Origin of the sequence: Streptomyces sp. SCUT-3 (assembly GCF_014083985.1) — a bacterium.
Lineage (GTDB): Bacteria > Actinomycetota > Actinomycetes > Streptomycetales > Streptomycetaceae > Streptomyces_H > Streptomyces_H thermolineatus.
Map to the genome: position 1 here is coordinate 3,849,976 of NZ_CP046907.1, position 24,542 is coordinate 3,874,517.

General features: G+C 72.0%; 13 protein-coding genes, 3 rRNA genes and 2 pseudogenes. 12 read left to right on the forward strand and 6 right to left on the reverse strand.

Annotated elements, in window-relative coordinates; all coding sequences use genetic code 11:
- Positions 1–66 precede the first annotated feature (66 nt).
- The 3 genes from GQS52_RS17080 to GQS52_RS17090 all read left to right on the forward strand — a co-directional run bounded on the left by GQS52_RS17080 (position 67) and on the right by GQS52_RS17090 (position 3,598).
- On the forward strand, positions 67–1,038 hold the full coding sequence (locus tag GQS52_RS17080) for a cation diffusion facilitator family transporter (RefSeq protein WP_182314256.1): 972 nt from the start codon (positions 67–69) through the stop codon (positions 1,036–1,038).
- Positions 1,039–1,433: 395 nt separating this feature from the next.
- A complete protein-coding gene (gene ahcY / locus GQS52_RS17085; RefSeq protein ID WP_182314257.1) occupies positions 1,434–2,894 on the forward strand; it encodes an adenosylhomocysteinase in 1,461 nt (486 codons plus the stop codon).
- Positions 2,895–2,968: 74 nt separating this feature from the next.
- On the forward strand, positions 2,969–3,598 hold the full coding sequence (locus GQS52_RS17090; RefSeq protein ID WP_182314258.1) for a hypothetical protein: 630 nt from the start codon (positions 2,969–2,971) through the stop codon (positions 3,596–3,598).
- Here the strand turns inward: GQS52_RS17090 and GQS52_RS17095 are convergent, their stop codons facing one another.
- On the reverse strand, positions 3,599–4,567 hold the full coding sequence (locus GQS52_RS17095; protein WP_182314259.1) for an RDD family protein: 969 nt from the start codon (positions 4,565–4,567) through the stop codon (positions 3,599–3,601).
- Between the two features lie 146 nt (positions 4,568–4,713).
- On the opposite strand from GQS52_RS17095, the gene GQS52_RS17100 reads away from it, so the two are divergent.
- The 4 genes from GQS52_RS17100 (at position 4,714) to rrf (ending at position 11,352) form a co-directional block, all read left to right on the forward strand.
- A complete protein-coding gene (locus tag GQS52_RS17100; protein WP_182314260.1) occupies positions 4,714–5,721 on the forward strand; it encodes a stage II sporulation protein M in 1,008 nt (335 codons plus the stop codon).
- Positions 5,722–6,209: 488 nt separating this feature from the next.
- A 16S ribosomal RNA gene (locus GQS52_RS17105) occupies positions 6,210–7,735 on the forward strand.
- A 299-nt stretch (positions 7,736–8,034) separates the two neighbouring features.
- Positions 8,035–11,145: ribosomal RNA gene (locus GQS52_RS17110) — 23S ribosomal RNA — on the forward strand.
- A gap of 91 nt (positions 11,146–11,236) precedes the next feature.
- A 5S ribosomal RNA gene (gene rrf, locus GQS52_RS17115) occupies positions 11,237–11,352 on the forward strand.
- Together the 16S, 23S and 5S rRNA genes form the textbook arrangement of a ribosomal RNA operon.
- A 398-nt stretch (positions 11,353–11,750) precedes the next feature.
- Here the strand turns inward: rrf and GQS52_RS17120 are convergent.
- From GQS52_RS17120 to GQS52_RS17140, 5 genes and pseudogenes are all read right to left on the reverse strand, one after another.
- A pseudogene (locus GQS52_RS17120) lies at positions 11,751–13,075 on the reverse strand (DUF58 domain-containing protein).
- Positions 13,075–13,993, reverse strand: a pseudogene (locus tag GQS52_RS17125) (MoxR family ATPase). The pseudogenes GQS52_RS17120 and GQS52_RS17125 overlap by 1 nt, the downstream one beginning before the upstream one ends.
- A 125-nt stretch (positions 13,994–14,118) precedes the next feature.
- On the reverse strand, positions 14,119–15,366 hold the full coding sequence (locus GQS52_RS17130) for a DUF4350 domain-containing protein (RefSeq protein ID WP_346268276.1): 1,248 nt from the start codon (positions 15,364–15,366) through the stop codon (positions 14,119–14,121).
- A gap of 153 nt (positions 15,367–15,519) precedes the next feature.
- Positions 15,520–16,218 (reverse strand): DUF4129 domain-containing protein, encoded by a 699-nt coding sequence (locus tag GQS52_RS17135; RefSeq protein ID WP_182314261.1) that lies wholly within the window; start codon positions 16,216–16,218, stop codon positions 15,520–15,522.
- Between the two features lie 4 nt (positions 16,219–16,222).
- A complete protein-coding gene (locus GQS52_RS17140) occupies positions 16,223–17,593 on the reverse strand; it encodes a glycerophosphoryl diester phosphodiesterase membrane domain-containing protein (protein ID WP_182314262.1) in 1,371 nt (456 codons plus the stop codon).
- Positions 17,594–17,870: 277 nt separating this feature from the next.
- Here GQS52_RS17140 and mtnA point away from each other — a divergent pair, with 277 nt between their 5' ends.
- The 5 genes from mtnA to GQS52_RS17165 all read left to right on the forward strand — a co-directional run bounded on the left by mtnA (position 17,871) and on the right by GQS52_RS17165 (position 24,538).
- Entirely contained in the window at positions 17,871–19,019 is a 1,149-nt protein-coding gene (mtnA, locus tag GQS52_RS17145) for an S-methyl-5-thioribose-1-phosphate isomerase (protein ID WP_182314263.1), read from the forward strand.
- Positions 19,016–19,693, forward strand: a complete 678-nt coding sequence (mtrA, locus tag GQS52_RS17150) for a two-component system response regulator MtrA (protein WP_182314264.1) — start codon at positions 19,016–19,018, stop codon at positions 19,691–19,693. The genes mtnA and mtrA overlap by 4 nt, the downstream gene beginning before the upstream one ends.
- A 1-nt stretch (position 19,694) precedes the next feature.
- Positions 19,695–21,683 carry an MtrAB system histidine kinase MtrB gene (mtrB, locus tag GQS52_RS17155; protein ID WP_182314265.1) on the forward strand — a complete coding sequence of 663 codons (1,989 nt, stop codon included), beginning with the start codon at positions 19,695–19,697 and terminating at the stop codon, positions 21,681–21,683.
- Positions 21,673–23,598, forward strand: a complete 1,926-nt coding sequence (locus tag GQS52_RS17160; RefSeq protein WP_182314266.1) for an LpqB family beta-propeller domain-containing protein — start codon at positions 21,673–21,675, stop codon at positions 23,596–23,598. The genes mtrB and GQS52_RS17160 overlap by 11 nt, the downstream gene beginning before the upstream one ends.
- Positions 23,599–23,794: 196 nt before the next feature.
- Positions 23,795–24,538: a phosphoribosyltransferase family protein gene (locus GQS52_RS17165; protein WP_182316521.1), complete on the forward strand. Its 744-nt coding sequence runs from the start codon at positions 23,795–23,797 to the stop codon at positions 24,536–24,538.
- The last annotated feature ends 4 nt before the right edge of the window (positions 24,539–24,542 follow it).

The following is a 24,542-nucleotide window of genomic DNA, read 5'->3' on the forward strand; positions in this document are numbered from 1 at the left end:
GCTGCAACAATGGCCCGCCGTAGGGAAGAAGCAGGGCCGGGAAAGAAGAGGAAGAGGACTGTTCGGATGAGTGCACAGGGCGGAACCAAGGCGATCGTCGCCGCACTGGCGGCGAACCTCGCCATCGCGGTGGCGAAGTTCGTGGCCTTCCTCTTCAGCGGGTCCTCCTCGATGCTCGCCGAGTCGGTGCACTCCGTGGCCGACTCCGGCAACCAGGGCCTGCTGCTGCTCGGCGGGAAGAAGGCCAAGCGGGCGGCCAGCGAGGAGCACCCCTTCGGCTACGGGCGCGAGCGGTACATCTACAGCTTCCTCGTCGCCATCGTGCTGTTCACCGTCGGCGGCCTCTTCGCCCTCTACGAGGGCTACGAGAAGATCACCCACCCGCACTCGCTGGAGCACTGGTACTGGCCGGTCGGCGTCCTCGTCTTCGCGATCGTCGCCGAGAGCTTCTCCTTCCGCACCGCCATCAAGGAGTCCAACCCCCTGCGCGGTTCGCAGAGCTGGGTGCAGTTCGTCCGCCGCGCCAAGGCGCCCGAGCTGCCCGTCGTCCTCCTGGAGGACCTCGGCGCCCTGGTCGGCCTGGTCCTCGCCCTCGGCGGCGTCGGCCTGGCCCTCCTCACCGGCGACGGCGTGTGGGACGGCATCGGCACCCTGTGCATCGGCGTGCTGCTGATCGCCATCGCGATCGTCCTCGCGCTCGAGACCAAGTCGCTGCTGCTGGGCGAGTCCGCGGACGCCGAGTCCGTGAGGCGCATCCGCGAGGCGGCCGTCGACGGCGACACCGTCACCCGCGTCATCCACATGCGCACCCTGCACCTCGGCCCCGAGGAGCTGCTGGTCGCCGCCAAGATCGCCGTGCGCCACGACGACACGGCCGGCCTGGTGGCCGGCGCCATCGACGCCGCCGAGCAGCGCATCCGCGAGGCCGTGCCGATCGCCCGCGTGATCTACCTCGAGCCCGACGTCTACGACGCCGCGCGCGCCGCGGCCGGCCCCGACCAGGCCAAGACCCCCGGCGGAGCCGACGCCGCGCACTGACCGCCCCGCCGCCCGCACCGTGGGCCCGGCACCCGGTTCCGACCGGGCGCCGGGCCCACGGCCGTCAGGGGCCGGAAAGGGCCGCGGGGACCGTCGGGTTCCGGCCCCGGTGACCCTTCGCACCCCCTCGGACGCACCCGGCGGTGTTAGATTCGTCGGTGGACAGACGTCGCTGCTGATGGCGGTCGGGCGGCTCCCGCAGCGCCGGGGCCGACCGAGGGAGAGAGGGCCTCCGACGGACTGTGCTGCGACCGTGGGACGGGTGTGCCCGCACGGCGGGGCGACCGCGCCGCCGACGCCCCCGGGCCGGAGGCGCCGAGCACGCACCGGCCGCCCCGACGACGCAGACCGGACCGAGACGACCACCCTCGACCCTTCAACGAGGAGCAGCCTTCATGACGTCCAACGACGCCGTCACCGGTGACTTCAAGGTCGCCGACCTCTCCCTGGCCGCCTTCGGCCGCAAGGAGATCACCCTGGCCGAGCACGAGATGCCCGGCCTGATGGCGATCCGCGCCGAGTACGCCGACGCGCAGCCGCTGGCCGGCGCCCGGATCACCGGCTCCCTGCACATGACCGTGCAGACCGCGGTGCTCATCGAGACCCTGGTCGCCCTCGGCGCGCAGGTCCGCTGGGCCTCCTGCAACATCTTCTCCACCCAGGACCACGCCGCCGCGGCGATCGCGGTCGGCCCGGACGGCACCCCCGAGGACCCCCGGGGCGTGCCGGTCTTCGCCTGGAAGGGCGAGACGCTCCAGGAGTACTGGTGGTGCACCGAGCAGGCCCTGACCTGGCCGGACTCGCCCACCGGCGGCCCCAACATGATCCTCGACGACGGCGGTGACGCCACCCTCCTCGTCCACAGGGGCGTCGAGTTCGAGAAGGCCGGCGCCGCCCCCGCCCCGGAGACCGCGGACAGCGAGGAGTACCGCGAGGTCCTCACCCTGCTCAACCGCACCCTGGCCGAGGACGCCACCAAGTGGACCCGCCTGGCCTCGGAGATCCGCGGGGTGACCGAGGAGACCACCACCGGCGTGCACCGCCTGTACGAGATGCACCGCGACGGCAGCCTGCTGTTCCCGGCGATCAACGTCAACGACGCCGTCACCAAGTCCAAGTTCGACAACAAGTACGGCTGCCGCCACTCCCTGATCGACGGCATCAACCGCGCCACCGACGTCCTCATCGGCGGCAAGGTCGCCGTGGTCTGCGGCTACGGCGACGTCGGCAAGGGCTGCGCGGAGTCCCTGCGCGGCCAGGGCGCCCGGGTGATCGTCACCGAGATCGACCCCATCTGCGCCCTGCAGGCCGCGATGGACGGCTACCAGGTCACCACCCTGGACGAGGTCGTCGAGACCGCGGACATCTTCGTGACCACGACCGGCAACCGCGACATCATCATGGCCTCGGACATGGCCCGGATGAAGCACCAGGCGATCGTGGGCAACATCGGCCACTTCGACAACGAGATCGACATGGCCGGCCTGGCCGCGATCCCCGGCATCGTCAAGGACGAGGTCAAGCCGCAGGTCCACACCTGGACCTTCCCCGACGGCAAGAAGATCATCGTGCTGTCCGAGGGCCGCCTGCTCAACCTGGGCAACGCCACCGGCCACCCCTCGTTCGTGATGTCCAACTCCTTCGCGAACCAGACCATCGCCCAGATCGAGCTGTTCACCAAGCCCGAGCAGTACCCGACCGACGTCTACGTGCTGCCCAAGCAGCTCGACGAGAAGGTCGCCCGCCTCCACCTCGACGCCCTCGGCGTCAAGCTCACCGAGCTCCGCCCGGAGCAGGCCGCCTACATCGGCGTCCCCGTCGAGGGCCCGTACAAGGCGGACCACTACCGCTACTGAGCCCGACCCGCTCCACCTACGGACCGCGGCTCCCCGTCCTCGGACGGGGAGCCGCGGTCCGTAGGCTTTCGGACATGCCACGCGGCCGCTACTCGCTCCACGACCCCCACGACCACACCCCTCTCGGCGACGAGCACTTCCACTGCGCCACCGGACCCCAGGGCTGGCGCTACACGGCGCAGACCACCACCCCCGCGGGGGAGCACGCCGGCTCCGTCGACCTCACCACCGACCTCCTCGGCCGCCCCGTCCGCCTCCAGCTCACCGCGGGCGGCTGGCAGGTCCGCGGAGGAACCCTCGACGGCGTCACCTGGGTCCGCACCGACCCCGCGGGAGCGCAGGCCCGGGAGGGCAACGCACCCGCCCGCGCCTTCACGGGCTCGTCCCCGGCCTTCCTCGTCGCCACGGCCCGCCTGCTGCGCCCGGAACCCGGGGCCCCGGCCGTCCGGGTCCGCCTGGTCGCCCTCACCGAGCCGGTCCTCGCGCCCCGCACCGTCGACCAGGCCTGGGCCCTGGCCGACACCGAGACGCACTCCACCGACAGCGGGCCGCTGACCGTCCACCACTACGAGGTGACCGACCTCGACACCGGGGAGCAGCACGCCGTGCACATCGCGGGCGACGTGGTCCTGGCCGCCCCGGGGGTCGAACTGGAGGAGCTGGAGACGCCGCCCTCCCGTTTCGACCACCCCGGCACGGACTGATCAGGCTGGCGGCGCGAACCCGGTGGCCCGCGGAGCCTCCGCCGTCCCGGCCCCCGCCGCTCCAGCCCCGGTCCCGGCCGTGCCCGGCACGCCCGTCGCGGGAGGGGCGGAGGGCCCGGGAGGCGCCGCCGCGTGCGCCGGGGACGGAGGCGGGGGCGGCGCCGCGGAGGGGGACCCGCCCTGCGGCACCACGACCGAAGGCCGGCCCGCCCCCGGGGCCCCGCCTGCCTTCGCCCGCTCCCGCGACTGCCGTTCCGCCAGGGCCGCCGCCAGGAACGCCGCCGGGTGCACCCCCTGCGGGACCGGGGCCCCGGACCGGGCCACCAGGTCGTCGGCCAGCCGCACCCCCGTCGACCAGGCCGCGGCCGGATCCAGCCGGCCCGTCCTGGAGAGGTACTGGCGCACCGCCAGCCACAGCCCGTCCGGCACCGCGGACAGGTCCACGCCCTCGAAGTGCCCCGCCAGCCACGGCGGCGGCGCCGGCAGGCTCCGCCCCGCGGCCGCCCGCACGGGCACCCGCTCGCGCACCACCAGCGTCCCGGCGAACACGTCGCCGAGACGCCGCCCCCGGGCGGACACCAGGGACGCGACGCAGGCCACCACGCCCATGGAGGCCTGCAGTTCGAACACCCCGACCGCCCCGCGCACCAGAGCCTGCCGGAACCGCACGGGCCCGCCGTCGTCGCGCACCACCCGCAGCCCGAACAGCAGCTTCCCCGGCGACCGTCCGCGGGACAGCGTCTCCACCGCCACCGGCACCCCCACCAGGACCAGGACGTAGGCGGCGACCGCGACCGCGGCCGCCGCGGCCTCGTCCAGCCCGACGGTGGCCACCGCGAGCCCCACCAGAACGGCGAGGTAGACGGACCAGAACACGACGAGGTCCACCATCACCGCCAGCGCCCGCGTCGGGAGTTTCGCCGTCTGCACGCCCAGGGCGACCGCTTCCCCCGTGACCAGCCCGCTCATCCTCGCCCCTCGCCCCTCGTGCACGCCCCGCCCGGGCCACGCCCCGGACCGCCGACGCCCCCAGTCTGCCTCCCGGGCCCGACGGGCGTCTGCGAAGCTGTGGCCACCCCTGTCGCCGCCCGTGGAGCGAGGAGCAGCCGAGCCCGATGGACCTGGACATCTTCGTCTCCGCGCACAGCGGCGAGTGGGAGCGCCTCGAAACCCTGCTCCGCCGGGGCCGGCGCCTGACCGGCGAGGAGGCGGACGAACTGGTCCGCCTCTACCAGCGCACCACCACCCACCTCTCCCTGCTCCAGACCGGCGCCCCCGACCCGGCGCTCGTCGGCCGGCTGACGCACCTGGTGGCCCGGGCGCGCAGCGTCGTCGCGGGAACCCGCGCTGCGGGCTGGCGGGACGCGGCCCGCTTCTTCACCGCGGGCTTTCCCGCCGCCGTCTACCGCAGCCGCCGGTGGTGGATCCCCACGGCCCTGCTCTCGATCGCGGTGGCCGCGCTCGTCGGCTGGTGGATCGCCGCGCACCCGGAGGTCCGTGCGGCGATCGCGGCCCCGGCCGAACTGCGGGAGATGACCAGGCCCGGCGGACAGTACGAGACCTACTACTCAAGCCACCCCGCGGCGTCCTTCGCCGCCCAGGTCTGGACGAACAACGCCCAGGCCGCCGCCGTCTGCCTCGTGCTCGGGGTCTTCCTGGGCGTCCCGGTCCTCTGGGTCCTCCTGCTGAACATGCTGAACCTGGGCGTCGGCATCGGACTGATGGCCTCGGCCGGCCGCCTCGACGTCTTCCTGGGCCTGGTGATCCCGCACGGGCTGCTCGAACTCACCGCGGTTTTCGTGGCCGCCGGCACCGGCCTGCGCCTCGGCTGGACGGTCGTCGACCCCGGACCGCGCACCCGGCGGGCCGCTCTGGCGGAGGAGGGCCGGAGCGCCCTGGGCATGGCCGTCGGGCTGGCGGCGGTCCTCTTCGTCAGCGGCCTGATCGAAGGCTTCGTGACCCCCTCCGGGCTGCCGACCTGGGCCCGGATCTCCATAGGCGTCCTGGCCGAGCTGCTCTTCCTGGCCTACGTGTGGACGGCAGGCGGACGAGCAGCAGCACGGGGCGAAACGGGTGATGTCGAGGCGGCCGACCGGGGGGACCAACTCCCCGGCGTGGCCTGATGTGCATCGCGCCCCGTCGAACTGCTACTGTCTCCCTCGCCGACAGAAACCCGTTGACACAGGTCCTGTTGGCGCGTAGATTCGAACGGTTGCCTCGAGTTCGACAGACTCGGCAGCAGTCGCTAGAATCAAAATCGCTTCGAGCGGGAATTAAATTCCCCGGGAAGCATTCCGAATCCTCTGGAAAGAAACGCGAAAGCGGATCTGATAGAGTCGGAAACACCGAAGGGAAAGCCCGGAGGAACCGGTGAGACGGTTCCGAAGGAAGCTTCCGTTCCTTGAGAACTCAACAGCGTGCCAAAAGTCAACGCCAGACTATAAAACACCCCGGGCAGTCGCCGGAAGTCTTCTTCCGGGTGCTGCTTGAGGTTCCTTTGAAAAAGTCCTTCCGCGGGCAGTGCCGGCGGGAGGCGACACACAGCGAGGACGCTGTGCGCGGGCCGGATCATTCCTTCGGCCTGCGCCGCTCTGCCGCGATGTTTCATACATTCACGGAGAGTTTGATCCTGGCTCAGGACGAACGCTGGCGGCGTGCTTAACACATGCAAGTCGAACGGTGAAGCCCTTCGGGGTGGATCAGTGGCGAACGGGTGAGTAACACGTGGGCAATCTGCCCTGCACTCTGGGACAACCCGGGGAAACCCGGGCTAATACCGGATACGACCCTCCAGGGCATCTTGGGGGGTGGAAAGCTCCGGCGGTGCAGGATGAGCCCGCGGCCTATCAGCTTGTTGGTGGGGTGATGGCCCACCAAGGCGACGACGGGTAGCCGGCCTGAGAGGGCGACCGGCCACACTGGGACTGAGACACGGCCCAGACTCCTACGGGAGGCAGCAGTGGGGAATATTGCACAATGGGCGCAAGCCTGATGCAGCGACGCCGCGTGAGGGATGACGGCCTTCGGGTTGTAAACCTCTTTCAGCAGGGAAGAAGCGCAAGTGACGGTACCTGCAGAAGAAGCACCGGCTAACTACGTGCCAGCAGCCGCGGTAATACGTAGGGTGCGAGCGTTGTCCGGAATTATTGGGCGTAAAGAGCTCGTAGGCGGCTTGTCGCGTCGGTCGTGAAAGCCCGGGGCTTAACCCCGGGTCTGCGGTCGATACGGGCAGGCTAGAGTTCGGTAGGGGAGATCGGAATTCCTGGTGTAGCGGTGAAATGCGCAGATATCAGGAGGAACACCGGTGGCGAAGGCGGATCTCTGGGCCGATACTGACGCTGAGGAGCGAAAGCGTGGGGAGCGAACAGGATTAGATACCCTGGTAGTCCACGCCGTAAACGTTGGGAACTAGGTGTGGGCGACATTCCACGTCGTCCGTGCCGCAGCTAACGCATTAAGTTCCCCGCCTGGGGAGTACGGCCGCAAGGCTAAAACTCAAAGGAATTGACGGGGGCCCGCACAAGAGGCGGAGCATGTGGCTTAATTCGACGCAACGCGAAGAACCTTACCAAGGCTTGACATACACCGGAAACTGGCAGAGATGTCAGCCCCCTTGTGGTCGGTGTACAGGTGGTGCATGGCTGTCGTCAGCTCGTGTCGTGAGATGTTGGGTTAAGTCCCGCAACGAGCGCAACCCTTGTTCTGTGTTGCCAGCATGCCCTTCGGGGTGATGGGGACTCACAGGAGACTGCCGGGGTCAACTCGGAGGAAGGTGGGGACGACGTCAAGTCATCATGCCCCTTATGTCTTGGGCTGCACACGTGCTACAATGGCCGGTACAATGAGCTGCGATACCGCGAGGTGGAGCGAATCTCAAAAAGCCGGTCTCAGTTCGGATTGGGGTCTGCAACTCGACCCCATGAAGTCGGAGTCTCTAGTAATCGCAGATCAGCATTGCTGCGGTGAATACGTTCCCGGGCCTTGTACACACCGCCCGTCACGTCACGAAAGTCGGTAACACCCGAAGCCGGTGGCCCAACCCCTTGTGGGAGGGAGTCGTCGAAGGTGGGACTGGCGATTGGGACGAAGTCGTAACAAGGTAGCCGTACCGGAAGGTGCGGCTGGATCACCTCCTTTCTAAGGAGCACATACCAGTCACGGGCGAACGCCCCGTGATGGTCGCTCATGGGTGGAACGTTGACTATTCGGCTGGTTTCCTCGGAGGCCGTCTTCCTAGTACTGCCCGCTTGCGGGTGTGGAACGGGACGCGGTGGACGGGGGCCGGCCGGGCGCGCTGTTGGGTCCTGAGGGAACGTGAGTTTTCTCAGTGCCGGTCCCGGACTGGTGCCAAACCGCCCTGTGAGGGCAGGTGGCCCGTGCATGGTTCGGGTGTCTGGTCGTTGCTTGAGAACTACATAGTGAACGCGAGCATCTGTGGCCAAGTTTTTAAGGGCGCACGGTGGATGCCTTGGCACCAGGAACCGATGAAGGACGTGGGAGGCCGCGATAGGCCCCGGGGAGCTGTCAACCGAGCTGTGATCCGGGGGTGTCCGAATGGGGAAACCCGGCAGTCGTCATGGGCTGTCACCCGCTGCTGAACACATAGGCAGTGTGGAGGGAACGCGGGGAAGTGAAACATCTCAGTACCCGCAGGAAGAGAAAACAACCGTGATTCCGGGAGTAGTGGCGAGCGAAACCGGATGAGGCCAAACCCGTTACGTGTGATACCCGGCAGGGGTTGCGTGGCGGGGGTTGTGGGAGTTCTCTGGACCGGTCTGCCGGCCGGTCGGCGAGTCAGAAACCGTATGGATAGTCGAAGGGCATGCGAAAGGCCCGGCGTAGAGGGTAAGACCCCCGTAGACGAAATCTGTGCGGCTCGTTTGAGAACCACCCAAGTAGCACGGGGCCCGAGAAATCCCGTGTGAATCTGGCGGGACCACCCGCTAAGCCTAAATATTCCCTGGTGACCGATAGCGGATAGTACCGTGAGGGAATGGTGAAAAGTACCGCGGGAGCGGAGTGAAATAGTACCTGAAACCGTGTGCCTACAAGCCGTGGGAGCGTCGGGACGAGCTTGCTCGTCCTCGTGACTGCGTGCCTTTTGAAGAATGAGCCTGCGAGTTTGCGGTGTTTGCGAGGTTAACCCGTGTGGGGAAGCCGTAGCGAAAGCGAGTCCGAACAGGGCGATTGAGTAGCGCGCCCAAGACCCGAAGCGGAGTGATCTAGCCATGGGCAGGTTGAAGCGCGGGTAAGACCGTGTGGAGGACCGAACCCACCAGGGTTGAAAACCTGGGGGATGACCTGTGGTTAGGGGTGAAAGGCCAATCAAACTCCGTGATAGCTGGTTCTCCCCGAAATGCATTTAGGTGCAGCGTCGTGTGTTTCTTGCCGGAGGTAGAGCACTGGATAGGCGATGGGCCCTACCGGTTACTGACCTTAGCCAAACTCCGAATGCCGGTAAGTGAGAGCGCGGCAGTGAGACTGTGGGGGATAAGCTCCATGGTCGAGAGGGAAACAGCCCAGAGCATCGACTAAGGCCCCTAAGCGTACGCTAAGTGGGAAAGGATGTGGAGTCGCAGAGACAACCAGGAGGTTGGCTTAGAAGCAGCCACCCTTGAAAGAGTGCGTAATAGCTCACTGGTCAAGTGATTCCGCGCCGACAATGTAGCGGGGCTCAAGCGTACCGCCGAAGTCGTGTCATTGCAGTACATGCCCCCAACGGGGACTGTGATGGGTAGGGGAGCGTCGTGTGCCGGGTGAAGCAGCGCCGGAAGGCAGTTGTGGACGGTTCACGAGTGAGAATGCAGGCATGAGTAGCGATACAAGAGTGGGAAACTCTTGCGCCGATTGACTAAGGGTTCCTGGTCAAGTTGATCTGCCCAGGGTAAGTCGGGACCTAAGGCGAGGCCGACAGGCGTAGTCGATGGACAACGGGTTGATATTCCCGTACCCGCTTCGAAGCGCCCACGCTGAACCCTCTGATGCTAAGGCCGTGAAGCCGCCGGTGGTCTTCGGACCGCTGGTTGGTGGAGCCGCCGGCCCGAGGGGGTAGTAGGTGAGCGATGGGGTGACGCAGGAAGGTAGTCCAGCCCGGGCGGTGGTTGTCCCGGGGTAAGGGTGTAGCCCGGAGGATAGGCAAATCCGTCCTCCATGCAGGGTGAGACCTGATGCCGAGCCGATTGTGGTGAAGTGGATGATCCTATGCTGTCGAGAAAAGCCTCTAGCGAGCAGTGAAGCGGCCCGTACCCTAAACCGACTCAGGTGGTCAGGTAGAGAATACCGAGGCGTTCGGGTGAACCGTGGTTAAGGAACTCGGCAAAATGCCCCCGTAACTTCGGGAGAAGGGGGGCCACGGCCGGTGACGGGCTTTGCGCCCTGAGCTGGTGGTGGCCGCAGAGACCAGCGAGAAGCGACTGTTTACTAAAACACAGGTCCGTGCGAAGCCGTAAGGCGATGTATACGGACTGACGCCTGCCCGGTGCTGGAACGTTAAGGGGACCGGTTAGCTCGTCTTCGGACGGGCGAAGCTGAGAACTTAAGCGCCAGTAAACGGCGGTGGTAACTATAACCATCCTAAGGTAGCGAAATTCCTTGTCGGGTAAGTTCCGACCTGCACGAATGGCGTAACGACTTCTCGACTGTCTCAACCACGGGCCCGGTGAAATTGCACTACGAGTAAAGATGCTCGTTTCGCGCAGCAGGACGGAAAGACCCCGGGACCTTCACTACAGCTTGATATTGGTGTTCGGTTCGGCTTGTGTAGGATAGGTGGGAGCCGGTGAAGCATGCACGCCAGTGCGTGTGGAGGCGTCGTTGAAATACCACTCTGGTCGTGCTGGATGTCTAACCTGGGTCCGTGATCCGGATCAGGGACAGTGTCTGGTGGGTAGTTTAACTGGGGCGGTTGCCTCCTAAAGGGTAACGGAGGCGCCCAAAGGTTCCCTCAGCCTGGTTGGCAATCAGGTGTTGAGTGTAAGTGCACAAGGGAGCTTGACTGTGAGACCGACGGGTCGAGCAGGTACGAAAGTAGGGACTAGTGATCCGGCGGTGGCTTGTGGAAGCGCCGTCGCTCAACGGATAAAAGGTACCCCGGGGATAACAGGCTGATCTTCCCCAAGAGTCCATATCGACGGGATGGTTTGGCACCTCGATGTCGGCTCGTCGCATCCTGGGGCTGGAGTCGGTCCCAAGGGTTGGGCTGTTCGCCCATTAAAGCGGTACGCGAGCTGGGTTTAGAACGTCGTGAGACAGTTCGGTCCCTATCCGCTGTGCGCGTAGGAGTCTTGAGAAGGGCTGTCCCTAGTACGAGAGGACCGGGACGGACGAACCTCTGGTGTGCCAGTTGTCCTGCCAAGGGCATGGCTGGTTGGCTACGTTCGGGAGGGATAACCGCTGAAAGCATCTAAGCGGGAAGCCTGCTTCGAGATGAGGGCTCCCACCCCGTGAGGGGGTAAGGCTCCCAGTAGACGACTGGGTTGATAGGCCAGATGTGGAAGCCGGGCAACCGGTGGAGCTGACTGGTACTAATAGGCCGAGGACTTGTCCATAGCTGCTCGCGTTCACTGTGTGGTTCTGAAGTAACGGCCGCCGAGCCCACCCCGTGCGGGGTTGGTGTTCCGGCCGGCAGCTTCACAGCGTTTCGGTGGTTATAGCGTTAGGGAAACGCCCGGTCACATTCCGAACCCGGAAGCTAAGCCTTTCAGCGCCGATGGTACTGCAGGGGGACCCTGTGGGAGAGTAGGACACCGCCGAACAAATTTTACGGGCCCGGTCCCGGGAGTCGAGGAATCGACTCCCGGGACCGGGCCCTTTTCTGCGTTCCGCGTGATTCCCGCGGCGCTCCCGCGGGGGCTGCGGGCAGCGGAACGGTCCGGGGGACTGCCGTTGGGTGCCGGCTGTCGGCGGGGGCCGGTCCGGTGTTCTCGTTGAGGTTCGGGGCGCGTCCTTTTTGGCCCACCTGATCCGGTCGGCTCGGTGCTCCGATGCTCCGGGGCTGGGGATCGAGGCCCGACTCACCGGTGCGTTCACGACATGGTCATTGGACCGGTCTGCTCGCGGCCGGTGTTCCGGCGTCGAGGGCGCGGGTTCGTCCTCGCCCGGTGTTCCGTTAAGTGGTTTTGCTACCGGCCGTGTTGCTGGGCCGGGGCGGTTGTCACAGGCGGCCGGCGGCCTTGAGCGAGAGGTAGGCGTCGGCGAGGGCCGGGGGGAGGTCGGAAGGAGAGGCGTCGATGACGGTGACGCCGTGGCGGCGGAGGAGGTCCGCGGTACGGCGGCGTTCGGCCCGGGCCTGTTCGGCCGCGGCGGACTCGTACACGGCCTCCAGGGTGCCGCGTGCCGCGGCCATCTCCTCCACGCGCGGGTCGGCGACCGCCGCGACGAGGACCTCGTGGCGGCGGGTGAGCCGGGGGAGCAGGGGAAGCAGGCCCTCCTCGACGGGAGCCGCGTCCAGGTTGGTGAACAGGACGATCAGGGAGCGGCGGGGGGACCGCCGGAGGACTTCGGCCACGAGGGCGCGGGCGTCCGACTCGACGAGCCGGGGCTCCAGGCGCGCCATGGCGTCGGTCAGGGCCGGGAGGAGGCCGGAGACCGAGCGGGGCTCGACGGAGGCGCGGACCTGCCGGTCGTGGGCGAGCAGGCGACGTGGTCGCCGGCGCGCGAGGCCAGGGCGGCGAGGAGCAGCGCGGCGTCGAGGGACGCGTCCAGGCGCGGTGCGTCGCCGACGCGGCCGGCGGAGGTGCGGCCGGTGTCGAGGACGAGCAGGACGTGGCGGTCCCGTTCGGGGCGCCAGGTGCGGACGGCGACCTCCGACCGGCGGGCGCTGGCGCGCCAGTCGATGGAGCGGGTGTCGTCACCGGGACGTACTCGCGCAGGCTGTCGAACTCGGTGCCCCGGCCGCGGATCATGAGGCTGGTGCGGCCGTCGAGCTCGCGCAGCCGGGCCAGCTTGCCGGGCAGGTGCTTGCGGCTGGTGAACGGGGGGAGGACGCGGACGGTCCACGGGACGCGGTGCGACCCCTGGCGGGCCGCGAGGCCGAGGGGGCCGTGGGAACGGACGGTGACCTGCCGGGGCGTGCGGTCGCCGCGGCGGGTGGGGTGGAGCACCGTGGTCACCCTGCGGCGTTCCCCGGCGGGGACGGTGAGGCGGTGGCGGTCGGCGCCGGGCGCGGTCGGCGCCGTGCCGCCCGCGCCGGCGCTGGGGGCCAGGCGTCCCGCAGGTGGGCCCGCAGCGGCCGGTTGCCGCGGTTGGCGGGATGCGTGACGGTGAGGGTCACCTCCGCCCGTTCGCCCAGCCGTACGGAGGTGTCGCCGCTGCGGGTGAGGAGCAGCGTGCGGACCGGGCGGCGAGGAGCAGGTCGGCCAGGACGCCCAGGACGAGCAGTCCGCTCACGGCGGCGACCCCCGTCCAGGTGGGCGCGAGCAGCCCGACGGCGAGGGAGCCGAGGGCGGCGAGCAGGGCCGTGCGCCCGGTGAGTGCCATCAGCGCGGGACGGGGACGTGGGCGAGGACGGTGGTGATCACCGCGTCGGTGGTGACGCCCTCCATCTCGGCCTCCGGGCGCAGTTGGACCCGGTGCCTGAGGGTGGGCAGGGCGAGGGCCTTGACGTCGTCGGGGGTGACGTAGTCGCGGCCGGTGAGCCAGGCCCAGGCCCGGGACGTGGCCAGCAGGGCGGTGGCGCCGCGCGGGGAGACGCCGAGGGTCAGGGAGGGCGACTCGCGGGTGGCGCGGCAGAGGTCGACGATGTAGGCGGCGATCTCCGGCGAGACGGAGACCTCGGCGACCGCCGACCGGGCGGCATCCAGGACGGCGGCGTCGGCGACCGGGCGGACACCGGCGGCGGCCAGGTCCCGGGGTCGAAGCCGGAGGCGTGCCGGGTGAGGACGTCGATCTCGTCCTGGCGGCCGGGCAGGGGGAGGATCAGCTTGAGCAGGAACCGGTCCAGCTGGGCCTCGGGGAGCGGGTAGGTGCCCTCGTACTCGACGGGTTCTGGGTCGCGGCGACCATGAAGGGCTCCGGCAGGGGCCGGGGGGTGCCGTCGACGGAGACCTGCCGCTCCTCCATGGCCTCGAGGAGCGAGGCCTGGGTCTTGGGCGGGGTGCGGTTGATCTCGTCGGCGAGGAGGAGGTTGGTGAAGACCGGGCCGGGCTGGAAGGAGAACTCGGCGGTGCGGGCGTCGTAGACGAGCGATCCGGTGACGTCGCCGGGCATCAGGTCGGGGGTGAACCGGACCCGCTTGGTGTCGAGGCGCAGCGCGGCGGCCAGGGTGCGCACCAGGAGCGTCTTGGCGACGCCGGGCACGCCTTCGAGGAGGACGTGTCCGCGGCACAGCAGGGCGACGACGAGGCCGGTGACGGCCGGGTCCTGGCCGACGACGGCCTTGGCGATCTCCGTGCGCAGCGCCTCGAGCGAGGCGCGTGCTCCGTCGGCGGCCGGGCCTGCCGGGCCGGGCGGGGCCGTGGGGCCGGTCGCGGGGGCGGGGGTCGCGGCCGCGCCCGCCGGGGGCGCGGAGTCGGTCGGGTCGGTCACTGCTCGCGTACCTGCCTTTCGAGGGCGTCGAGTTCGTCGGCGAGGCGCACCAGGGCCGCGTCGTCGCGCGGTGCCGGGCCGAAGAGAGCGGTGCGGACTGGGGCGCCGGGGCCGGTTGTTCCGGTGCTTCCGCGCGGGGCGCTTCCAGGCGGGGTGCTTCCTGGCTGGGGCCCGCCCGGTTGCGTGATTCCGGACAGGTCGGTGCCGGGCAAGGCGCTGCCGGTCCGGGCTGTGACGGCGGGTACCAGGACGGCCGGGTCGTGGGCGGAGGCCGGGGCGACGCCGACGAGCGGGGCGAGGCGGGCGCGGGCGGCCCGGCGGAGCGACTCCGCGGCGCGGTCGCGGGCGTTCGCCCTGCGGTACAGGCGGGCGCGGCCTTCGGTGGTCTCGGCTGCGCGGACGGTGACGGGCAGGGGCTCGGTGACGACCGGGCCCAGCCGGCGGCTGCGCCACAGCGCGGCCAGGACGGCGGCGACGCCGAGCTGGACGGCGCCGAAGACCCAGCCGTCGGGAACGAGCTCGAAGAAGGTCTTCCTGCCCTCTTCGGGCACGGCGGCCTCGTCGTCCGGGGAGGGCAGGTACCAGACCAGCCGGGGGTGCTCGCCGAGGAGTTGCAGGGCGAGCGAGGCGTTGCCGCGGTCGGCGAGGCGCTGGTTGTGGAGGAAGTGGTCGGTGCCGACGACGACGGTGGCGGCGCCGCCGTCCCCGGGGGCCAGGCGCAGCAGGGTCGGGTCGGCCGGGTCGTCGCCGCGGTAGCAGCCCAGGGCGTCGCCGGTGCGGGAGCGGTAGGTCGTGCCGCCCATGTCGGCGTTCCCGGCGCGGCGCGCGGGGGCGTAGGAGCAGCCCGGGGCGAGGGGCTCGACCCGGACCCGCCCGGTCTCCTCCACGCCGGGCGCCAGCCCTTCGAGGGAGAAGCGGGTGGGGGCGACCAGGACGGTGGTCCCGCCGCCGGCGCCGGCGCGGCGCAGGGTGTCCTGCTGGGAGGGGACGAGCAGGTCGGGGGCGGTGACGAGCAGGGTGGAGCCGGGACCCGTAAGGGCCGCCGCCTCGGCGGTGGTGGTGACGGTCCGGACGGTGACGCCGCGGTCGGCCAGGAGTTGCGCCACGGCCCGGCTGCCGGTGCGTTCGGTGGAGCGGGGGTCCAGCCGCCCGTGGCGTTCGGCGGGGGCCAGGGCGGCGTAGCCGATCCCGAAGAGGAGGAGGGCGACGGCGGCGGCGAGGAGGCCGCGGGAGCGGGCCCAGATCCGGCGACCGGTGGGGGAGAGGGGCGTGGACGCCCCGGGCGCGGCACCCGACGGCCCGGCGTCGCCGGACCCGGTGCCTGCTGCCCGGTGCCTGTCGGGGTGGTGCCGATCGGTCCGGTGACGGCCGAGGCGGTGCGTGTGCGGAGGGGTCGGTCATGCCGGGCCTCCCCGGTCGTGCGCCGCCGTTCCGGGCAGGCGGGGGCGGGTGTCCTGCACGGCGGCGTCGAGGTCGCGCAGCCGGGCGTAGGCGTCCCGGTCGGCGTGGCGGCCGCCGTAGCACACGTCGTCGAAGGTGCGGGCGGCCCCGCGGAGCCCGTCGCGGTGCTCCGGGAGGGCGCGGCCGGCCTCGGCGGCCGCCTCGTCGGCGGTGCGGCCGGGGCGGGGGTCGAGGACTGCGCGTTCCTCCAGCGACCGGACCAGGGCGCGCATGCGTTCGAGGACGGCGGTGTCCCAGTCGCCGTCGGCGGCGTGGCGTTCGGCGGCGGCGCGGTGCCCGGCCGCGTCGAGGGCGGCGTCGGCGAAGACGTCCCCGGGGGTGGAGGAGGAGCGGCGCACCGGGCCGAGCCGCAGGACGAGGGCGGCGACGAGGAGCACCACCAGGACGGTCACGACGACGACGCCGGTGCCGCTGCCGGCGCCTCCTCCGGGCAGGGCGTCGAACAGGTCGGCGACGCGGTCCCAGAACCACTCGGCCGCCTGCTGGAGGAGCCCGGGCTCGGACTGCTGGTACTCGGGCCTGCTCAGCTCCTCCTCGGCCGCCTCCCGGGCGGGGACGCGGGGGACGGTGACGACGGGCGTGCCGCCGCCGTCGGCGGCCGGCCGCCCGGCGAACTGCGCGCCGCCCCCCGCCACCGGGTCAGGCCCCCGCAGGCGGGGCCTCGGCGCCGTTGTCGTCGCCGTACCCGGGGACGCCCGCGGCGCGGGCCAGTTCGAGGTCGAGGGCCTCGCGGCGGATCCGCTGGTCGACGTAGAGGAGGGTGGTGACGCCGGCGCTGATCGGCAGGGTGATGGTGTAGCCGATTACCCCTCCGACGCCGCTGATGGCGACGGCGGCGGCGCTCATCCTCATCGGAGCCCCGCCGTTGAGGAAGTCCGTCATCGAGTCGCCGTTGGCGGCCATGGAGAACAGGCTGAAGGGCATCGAGACGATCATGACGACGATGCCCGTGAGGATGCCGGTCAGCACGAGGACGCCGAAGACCCGCCACCACGATCCGCGTACCAGCCGGGCCGACCGGGACATGGCCTTGAGGATGCCCTGCTTCTCCAGCATCAGGGCGGGGACGGCAAGGCTGTAGCGGATCATCAGCCAGACGAGGACGAAGAACGCGGCGGTCAGGCCGAGGAAGAACGTCCCCGCGGCCGCCAGTTCGTTCCCCGCGGCGAGGAACAGCACGCCGGGGACCGCGCCCGCACCGAGGACGCCGACCGACAGGAGGGTCAGCAGCAGCGTCAGGCCGAACATCGCGCCCAGCCGGGGCCGGGCCTCCTGCCAGGCCAGGCCCGTGGAGACGGGCCGGCCGAGGACGGCGCGGCTGACCACCATGGTGAGCAGGGCGGTGGCGATGCACGTGCTGACCAGCTGCACGAGCGCGGCCACGCCGTTGGTGGTGAAGACGCCGGTGAACAGGGCCATGACCTCGCCGAAGGAGGGGGCCTGCGAGGTGGCCGCCGACGCCTCGAACTCCTCGAAGCGGTCCGCCATGTCGTTGAGCGTCCACCAGGAGGCGACGCCGAGAGCCGCCTGGGTCACCACGGAGACGACGAGGGAGATGCCCAGGACGGTGCGCCAGTGGGCGCGCAGGGTGGAGACGGAACCGTCGAGGATCTCGCCGAGGCCCAGGGGGCGCAGCGGGACGACGCCGGGCTTGGCGGCCGGCGGGCGGCCGTCCCAGGCGGGGCCCCGGCCCGGGCCCTGCCCCCAGCCCTGGCCCCAGCCCTGGTTCTGACCGCCTCCCCAGCCCTGCCCGGGGCCGGCGGGGCCGGGGGGCGGGGTGCCTGCCCGGCCCGGGGCGTGCCAGTCGGCGCGCGGCGGCTGGTTCTCGGACCACTTGGTGCCCGGTCCGTCGGTGCCCGGCCCGGCCCCGGGGGACGGCTCGCCGGCGGCTGCGGGTTCCGCGGCGCGGGGGTCGTCGGGGGCGGCCTCCGGAGCGCCGGCCCGTCGTGCGTCCCCGCCCTGCGGATCCTCGGGGGATCCGGGCGGGGCCCAGCCCGGGGTGTCGGTCATGACTGCTGCTCCCTCGTCCCTTGCCGTGCTGCAGCGGTGACGGTCGTTGTGCCGCTGCTGTGTTGCGGTTGTGCCGAGTCCGTGGTCCTCCGGCGGGTCCACCGGTGAGAGGGCCATCGTGCCATGGCGCTGTGACGGCGGTCCGGGGCCCCGCCTCCCGGGCCCCGGGGGGCCGTCCCGGGCCCCGGTTGTCGGAGAGGGTGCCCTGGCCGGCGTCCCGACAGTGCAGACTGGTCGGATGGGTGATCGGAGCGCTGTACCTGAAAGCGGTGCGCCAATGTCTGCGCCGCCGTCCGTGTCGGTGTCCGGGGCGGGGGCCCGGCCGGAGGCCGGTGTCTCCTCGCTGCGGTGGGAGGAACGCCCGGAGGGGCCGGTGCTGGTCCTGCTGGACCAGACCCGGCTGCCGCTGGAGGAGGTGGAACTGGTCTGCACGGACGTCCCGGCGCTGGTGGAGGCTATCCGGACGCTGGCCGTGCGCGGGGCGCCGCTGCTGGGGCTGGCGGGGGCCTACGGGGTGGCGCTGGCCGCGGCCCGCGGGTTCGACGTCGAGGAGGCCGCCGGGATGCTGGAGCGGTCCCGGCCGACTGCGGTGAACCTCGGCCACGGGGTGCGGCTGGCCGTGCAGGCGTACCGGGCCGGGCTGCGGGCCGGCGGGGACGGGGCGCGGGCCGCGGCCGCGGCACTGGAGGCGGCGCGCACGCTGCACCGGGAGGATGCCGGGGCGAGCGCCCGGATGGCACGCCGGGGCGCGGAGCTGCTGGACGAGCTGCTGCCGGGCGGCGGCCTGCGGATCCTGACCCACTGCAACACCGGGGCCCTGGTCTCCGGCGGCGAGGGCACGGCGCTGGCCGTGGTGACGGAGGTCCACCGGGCCGGACGCCTGCGCAGGCTGTGGGTGGACGAGACCCGTCCGCTGCTGCAGGGTGCCCGGCTGACCGCCTACGAGGCGGCCCGGCACGGCATGCCGTACTCGCTGCTGACGGACAACGCGGCCGGCTCGCTGTTCTCCGCGGGCGAGGTGGACGCGGTGCTGATCGGCGCGGACCGGATCGCGGCGGACGGCAGCACGGCCAACAAGATCGGCAGTTACCCGCTGGCCGTGCTGGCGAAGTACCACAAGGTGCCGTTCGTGGTGGTCGCGCCGATGACGACGGTGGACCCGGAGACGCCGGACGGCGCGTCGATCGAGGTGGAGCAGCGCGCGGGGCACGAGGTGACGGACGCGCCGTCGCTGCCGGGGGCGGGCGGCGGGTTCGCCGTGGCGCCGCCGGGGACGCAGGCCTACAACCCGGCGTTCGACGTCACCCCGCCCGAGCTGATCACGGCGATCGTCACGGAGGAGGGGGTGGTCTCCCCGGTGACGAGGGACGCCCTGGGGGAGCTGCGCACAAGGTCACGATCCGGCAATGGGATGATGTCGGCATGAAAGGACGCGTCCTCGTAGTAGACGACGACACCGCCCTGGCGGAGATGCTGGGCATCGTGCTGCGCGGAGAGGGGTTCGAGCCGTCGTTCGTCGCGGACGGCGACAAGGCCCTCGCCGCCTTCCGCGAGACCAAGCCGGACCTGGTGCTGCTCGATCTGATGCTGCCCGGGCGCGACGGTATCGACGTCTGCCGTCAGATCCGCGCCGAGTCGGGCGTGCCGATCGTCATGCTCACAGCCAAGAGCGACACGGTCGACGTGGTGGTCGGCCTGGAGTCCGGCGCCGACGACTACGTCGTCAAGCCGTTCAAGCCCAAGGAGCTGGTGGCGCGGGTCCGGGCGCGGCTGCGCCGCGCCGAGGAGCCGACGCCCGAGCAGCTCGCCATCGGCGACCTGGTCATCGACGTGGCCGGGCACTCGGTGAAGCGGGACGGGCAGTCGATCGCGCTCACCCCGCTGGAGTTCGACCTGCTGGTCGCCCTCGCCCGCAAGCCCTGGCAGGTCTTCACCCGCGAGGTCCTGCTGGAGCAGGTGTGGGGCTACCGCCACGCGGCGGACACCCGCCTGGTCAACGTGCACGTGCAGCGGCTGCGCTCGAAGGTCGAGCGGGACCCGGAGCGCCCGGAGATCGTGGTGACCGTCCGCGGTGTCGGCTACAAGGCCGGACCCAGCTGACATGACCGGGGGCGAGGACCGGGCGGCCGCGCCGCGCGGAAGGGGCGCCGACGCGCCGGGCGGGGTGATGCCCCTGGTGCGCTCGTCGGTGCGGTGGGGCGGCCGCCCGGTCCAGGCCGGCGTGCGGGCCTGGCGGCGCTCCATCCAGCTGCGGGTGGTGGCGACGACGCTGATGATGTCGCTCGCCGTGGTCCTCGTCCTGGGCGTGGTCGTCATGGGGCAGGTGCGCAACGGACTGCTGGAGGCCAAGCTGCAGTCCGCGCAGAGCCAGGCGCTGGGCGGGTTCCGGGTGGCTCAGGAGAACGCGGACGCCGCGGCCGACCCCCGCAGCGCCGCGGACGCCGGGCAGGCCGGCCGGGGCGTGCAGGAGGCCAGCACCTGGCTGACCGAGCTGGTCCAGCAGCTGGCCAGCGGCGGGCAGGGCCTGTACTCGGTGGTGGCGCTGAACTCCGACGGCGCCCCGGGCAACAGGGGCGCGCGGGCCTCGGGCAAGGTGCTGCCGGAGGAGAGCGTCCCGGCCGAGCTGCGCGAGGCCGTGGAGGAGGCCGGCGGCGGCGTCCGCCAGCAGTACACGACGATCGTGCGTCCCGGCGACGGCCCCGGGGAGGGCCAGGCGGCCCTGGCGATCGGCAAGCGCCTCAACGACCTCAACGGCAACCCCTACCAGCTGTACTACCTGTTCCCCTTCACCCAGGAGGAGAAGACCCTCAGCCTGGTCACCGGGACCCTGGCCACGGCCGGGGTGTTCGTCGTCGTGCTGCTGGGGGCCATCGCCTGGGTCGTGGTGCGCCAGGTGGTGACGCCGGTGCGGATGGCCGCGCGGATCGCCGAGCGGCTGGCGGCCGGGCGGCTCCAGGAGCGCATGAAGGTCTCCGGGGAGGACGACATCGCGCGCCTGGGCGAGTCGTTCAACAAGATGGCGCAGAACCTCCAGGTCAAGATCCAGCAGCTGGAGGAGCTGTCGAGGATGCAGCGGCGGTTCGTCTCCGACGTCTCGCACGAGCTGCGCACCCCGCTGACCACGGTCCGCATGGCCGCCGACGTCATCCACGAGGCGCGCGAGGACTTCGACCCGGTGACGGCGCGCTCGGCGGAACTGCTGCAGAACCAGCTGGACCGCTTCGAGTCCCTGCTGGCCGAGCTCCTGGAGATCAGCCGGTTCGACGCCGGCGCCGCCGCGCTGGAGGCCGACGAGGTCGACCTGCGGGACGTGGTGCGCCGGGTGGTCGAGGCGGCTGAGCCGCTGGCGGAGCGCAAGGGCAGCCGGATCGTGGTGCGCGGGGCGGAGCGGCCGGTGGTCGTCGAGGCGGACGCCCGGCGGGTGGAGCGGGTGCTGCGCAACCTGGTGGTCAACGCGGTCGAGCACGGCGAGGGCCGGGACGTGGTGGTGCGCCTGGCGGCCTCGCGCGACGCGGTGGCGGTCGCCGTGCGGGACCACGGGGTCGGGCTCAAGCCCGGCGAGGCCACCCGGGTCTTCAACCGGTTCTGGCGCGCCGACCCGGCGCGGGCCCGGACCACGGGCGGCACCGGGCTGGGCCTGTCCATCGCCCTGGAGGACGCCCGCCTGCACGGGGGCTGGCTGCAGGCGTGGGGGGAGCCGGGCGGCGGCTCCCAGTTCAGGCTGACCCTGCCGGTCACCGCGGGCGGGCCGGTGGGCAGCTCGCCCCTGCCGCTGGAACCGGAGGACTCCCGGCGCAACCGGGGCCTGAGCGCCTCCGGGGCGCCGGTGCGCACCGCCGCCCACCCGCCGCACGGGGCGTCCCCGATCGGTGCCGCCCCCGCCCCGCGGCCGCCGTCGGTGCCCGGCATCGGGCCGATCCGCCCCGTGCCGTCCGCGCCGGCGATCCCGCCGGGGTCACCGGCCGCCGACCCGGCCTCGCTGCCGGGCGGCGGGGGCGGGGACGGCCCGACCGTCTCCCGCGTGGTCGGGCGGCGCGACGGCGGGGGAACACAGGACCCACCGGTGGAGGACGGCAGGAATGGACGCTGAGCACCTGCGGCACGCCCGGGGCACCGGCGCGGGACCGGGCGGTGGGCCGGGCGCGGGGTCGCACGCGGGCCCGCCGCGGGGACGGGCCCGGCCGGCGCGCCGCCGCGGGGTGAGGGCGGCCGTCGCCGCCGTGGCCCTGTCCCTGCTCGCCGCAGGCTGCGCGGCCATGCCCAGCAGCGGGGAGGTCAAGGCGGTCGAGGACGACCGGCGGGCGGACGCCGACTCGCAGGTGCAGGTGTTCGGGGTCAAGCCGCAGGGCGGCGAGTCCCCCGAGGCACTGGTGCGCGGCTTCCTGGAGGCGACCACCAGCGACGAGGCCGAGTACGACACCGCCAAGGAGTACCTGTCGCCGGACGCCCTCAAGCAGTGGAACCCCTACGCCGGGGTGACCGTCCTGGCGGGCGGCCCCGTGGCCCGCGCCGTCCCGGGACGCAGCGGCACGGGCGAGGGCGGCGGGCAGCGGGTGCGCGTGGAGGTGAGCGGCTCCCGGGTCGCCCACGTCGACCGCAAGCACGCCTACAGCCCGGCCGGCGAGGAGTACGAGGGGGCCTTCCAGCTGTCGAGGAACGACGACGGCGAGTGGCGGATCGACAGGCTCCCGGACGGGCTGCTGCTCGGGGAGTCCGACTTCCAGCGCCTCTACCGCTCCGTCAACATCTACTACTACGCGTCCCCCGCGGACGGCAGGGGCGACGCCTCCGACGGACGGGACGTGCTGGTCGCGGACCCGGTGTACCTCAGAGCGCGGATCGACCCGGTGACCGAGACGGTCCAGGCGCTGCTGGAGGGGCCGACCGCCTGGCTGGACCCCGTGGCCGACTCCGCGATCCCCCAGGGCACCTCCCTGCGCTCCGACGGCCCCCTCGCCCCGGACGACGAGGGGGAGCTGCGGGTGCGGCTCAGCGGCCGGATCGGCCGTTCCGGCCGCGCCGAGTGCGAGCGGATGGCCGCCCAGGTCCTGCACACGGTGCAGGAGCAGCCCTCGGCCAAGCTCGGCAAGGTGGTGCTGGCCGACGACAAGGACGCCGAGGTCTGCTCCCTCAGCCGGGACCAGGCCGCGGTCTACGACCCGGCGAGCATCGCCGGCACAGCGGCCCGCCAGTACTACATCGACGCGGACAGCCGGCTGCGCAGCCTCGCGGTGGGCGAGGACCGCAGCGCACCGGTCCCGGGCCCGCTGGGCGACGGCCGGGTGAAACTGGGGTCGGTCGCGGTGGCCAGGGACGAGGAGTCCGCGGCCGGGGTGACGCACGACGGCCGACAGCTGTACGTGACCGGCCTGGACACCGGCGCCGACCTCGGCGAACCGCTGCTGGTCAGCGGCGCGGCGAAGGCGGAGGACGGTCTGAGCGCGCCCAGCTGGGACGGTCAGGGCGACCTGTGGATCGCCGACCGCGACCCGCGGGACCCCGGGCTGCTGGTGCTCCGCGGCGACAAGAAGATCGAGGTCGCGGTGCCCGAGCTGGACGGCGGCCGGATCCAGGCGCTGCGGGTCTCCGCGGACGGCGTGCGGATCGCGATGCTGGTGCTCAGGGACGGCCGCACCGGGCTCCAGGTGGGCCGGGTGGAGCGGTCCGAGGGCGAGGGCGGCCCGCGGATCACCGTGGCCGGGCTGCGCCCGGTCGCGCCGCAGATGGAGGACGTCACGGCGGTCTCGTGGGCGGGGAGCAGCCGGATGGTGGTCGTCGGCCGGGAGTCCCAGGGCGTGCAGCGGCTGAGCTACGTGGACACCGACGGCTCGGCCTCGTCCCCGCCGACGCTGCCGGGCATCAGCGGGGTCACGGCGGTCGCCGCGTCCGAGGACGAGGCCAAGCCGCTGCTCGCGGACTCCGAGGACGGGATCTTCCGGCTCACCCCGGGCGCCGACTGGAAGGCCGTGGCGGCCGAGGGATCCTCGCCGGTCTACCCGGGCTGACGGCCCCGGGGCCCGGCCCGTGTTCCGGCCTGTGTCCCGGGTCCGGCCGCCCGGGGGCCGCCCGTGTTCCGGGTACGTCAGCCCGGGGTCGCCCGGTGGTCTCCCGGTGGCCCCGGCGGGTTTTCCACAGGGGGTGCGGCGTCGGCGGGCCGGGTGGCACGGTGGGCGCGTGACCTGTCCGCGCGACGTCCTGGACATGCTGCTGCCGGCGGACTGCGCCGGGTGCGGCCGCCGCCGGACGGTGCTGTGCGGGGAGTGCCGCGGGCGGTTGTGCGGCGGCGGGCCGTACCGTGTCCGGCCGGCGGCCGCGGGACTGCCCGCGGTGTTCGCGGCGGCCGACTACGGCGGGGCGGTGCGTGCGGTGATCCTCGCCCACAAGGAGCGCGGCGCCCTGCCCCTGGCCGCGCCGCTGGGCGGGGCACTGGCGGGGGCGGTGCGGGCGGCGCTCGACGCGGCCCGCGCGTCCCCCGGGGGCGGGGGTGCGGCCGCGGGGCCGGTGCTGCTGGTCCCGGTCCCCTCGGCGGGCCGGGCCACCGCGCGGCGCGGGCACGACCCGGTGCGGCGCGTCACCCGTGCCGCCGTCCGCTCCCTGCGCCGCGGAGGGGTCCCGGCCCGGTCCGCGCCGCTGCTGCGCCAGGGGCGCCCGGTGGCGGACCAGGGGGGCCTGGGCGCGGCCGGGCGGGCCGCCAACCTGGCGGGCGCCCTGCGGGTGGTCCCCGGCGGCGAGGCGGTGCTCCCCGGGGCGGTCGTGGTGGTCGTGGACGACCTGGTGACCACGGGGGCGTCGCTGGCCGAGGCGGTGCGCGCGCTCCGCGCCGCGGGCGGCCGGCCCGTCGCCGCGGCGGTGGTGGCCGGAGTGCGGAGCCCGGCCGCGGGAGCCCCGCCGTCCGGCCGCGGGACGGGGCTGGAACCCGCCGGGCCGGATGATCGTTCACCCTGATACC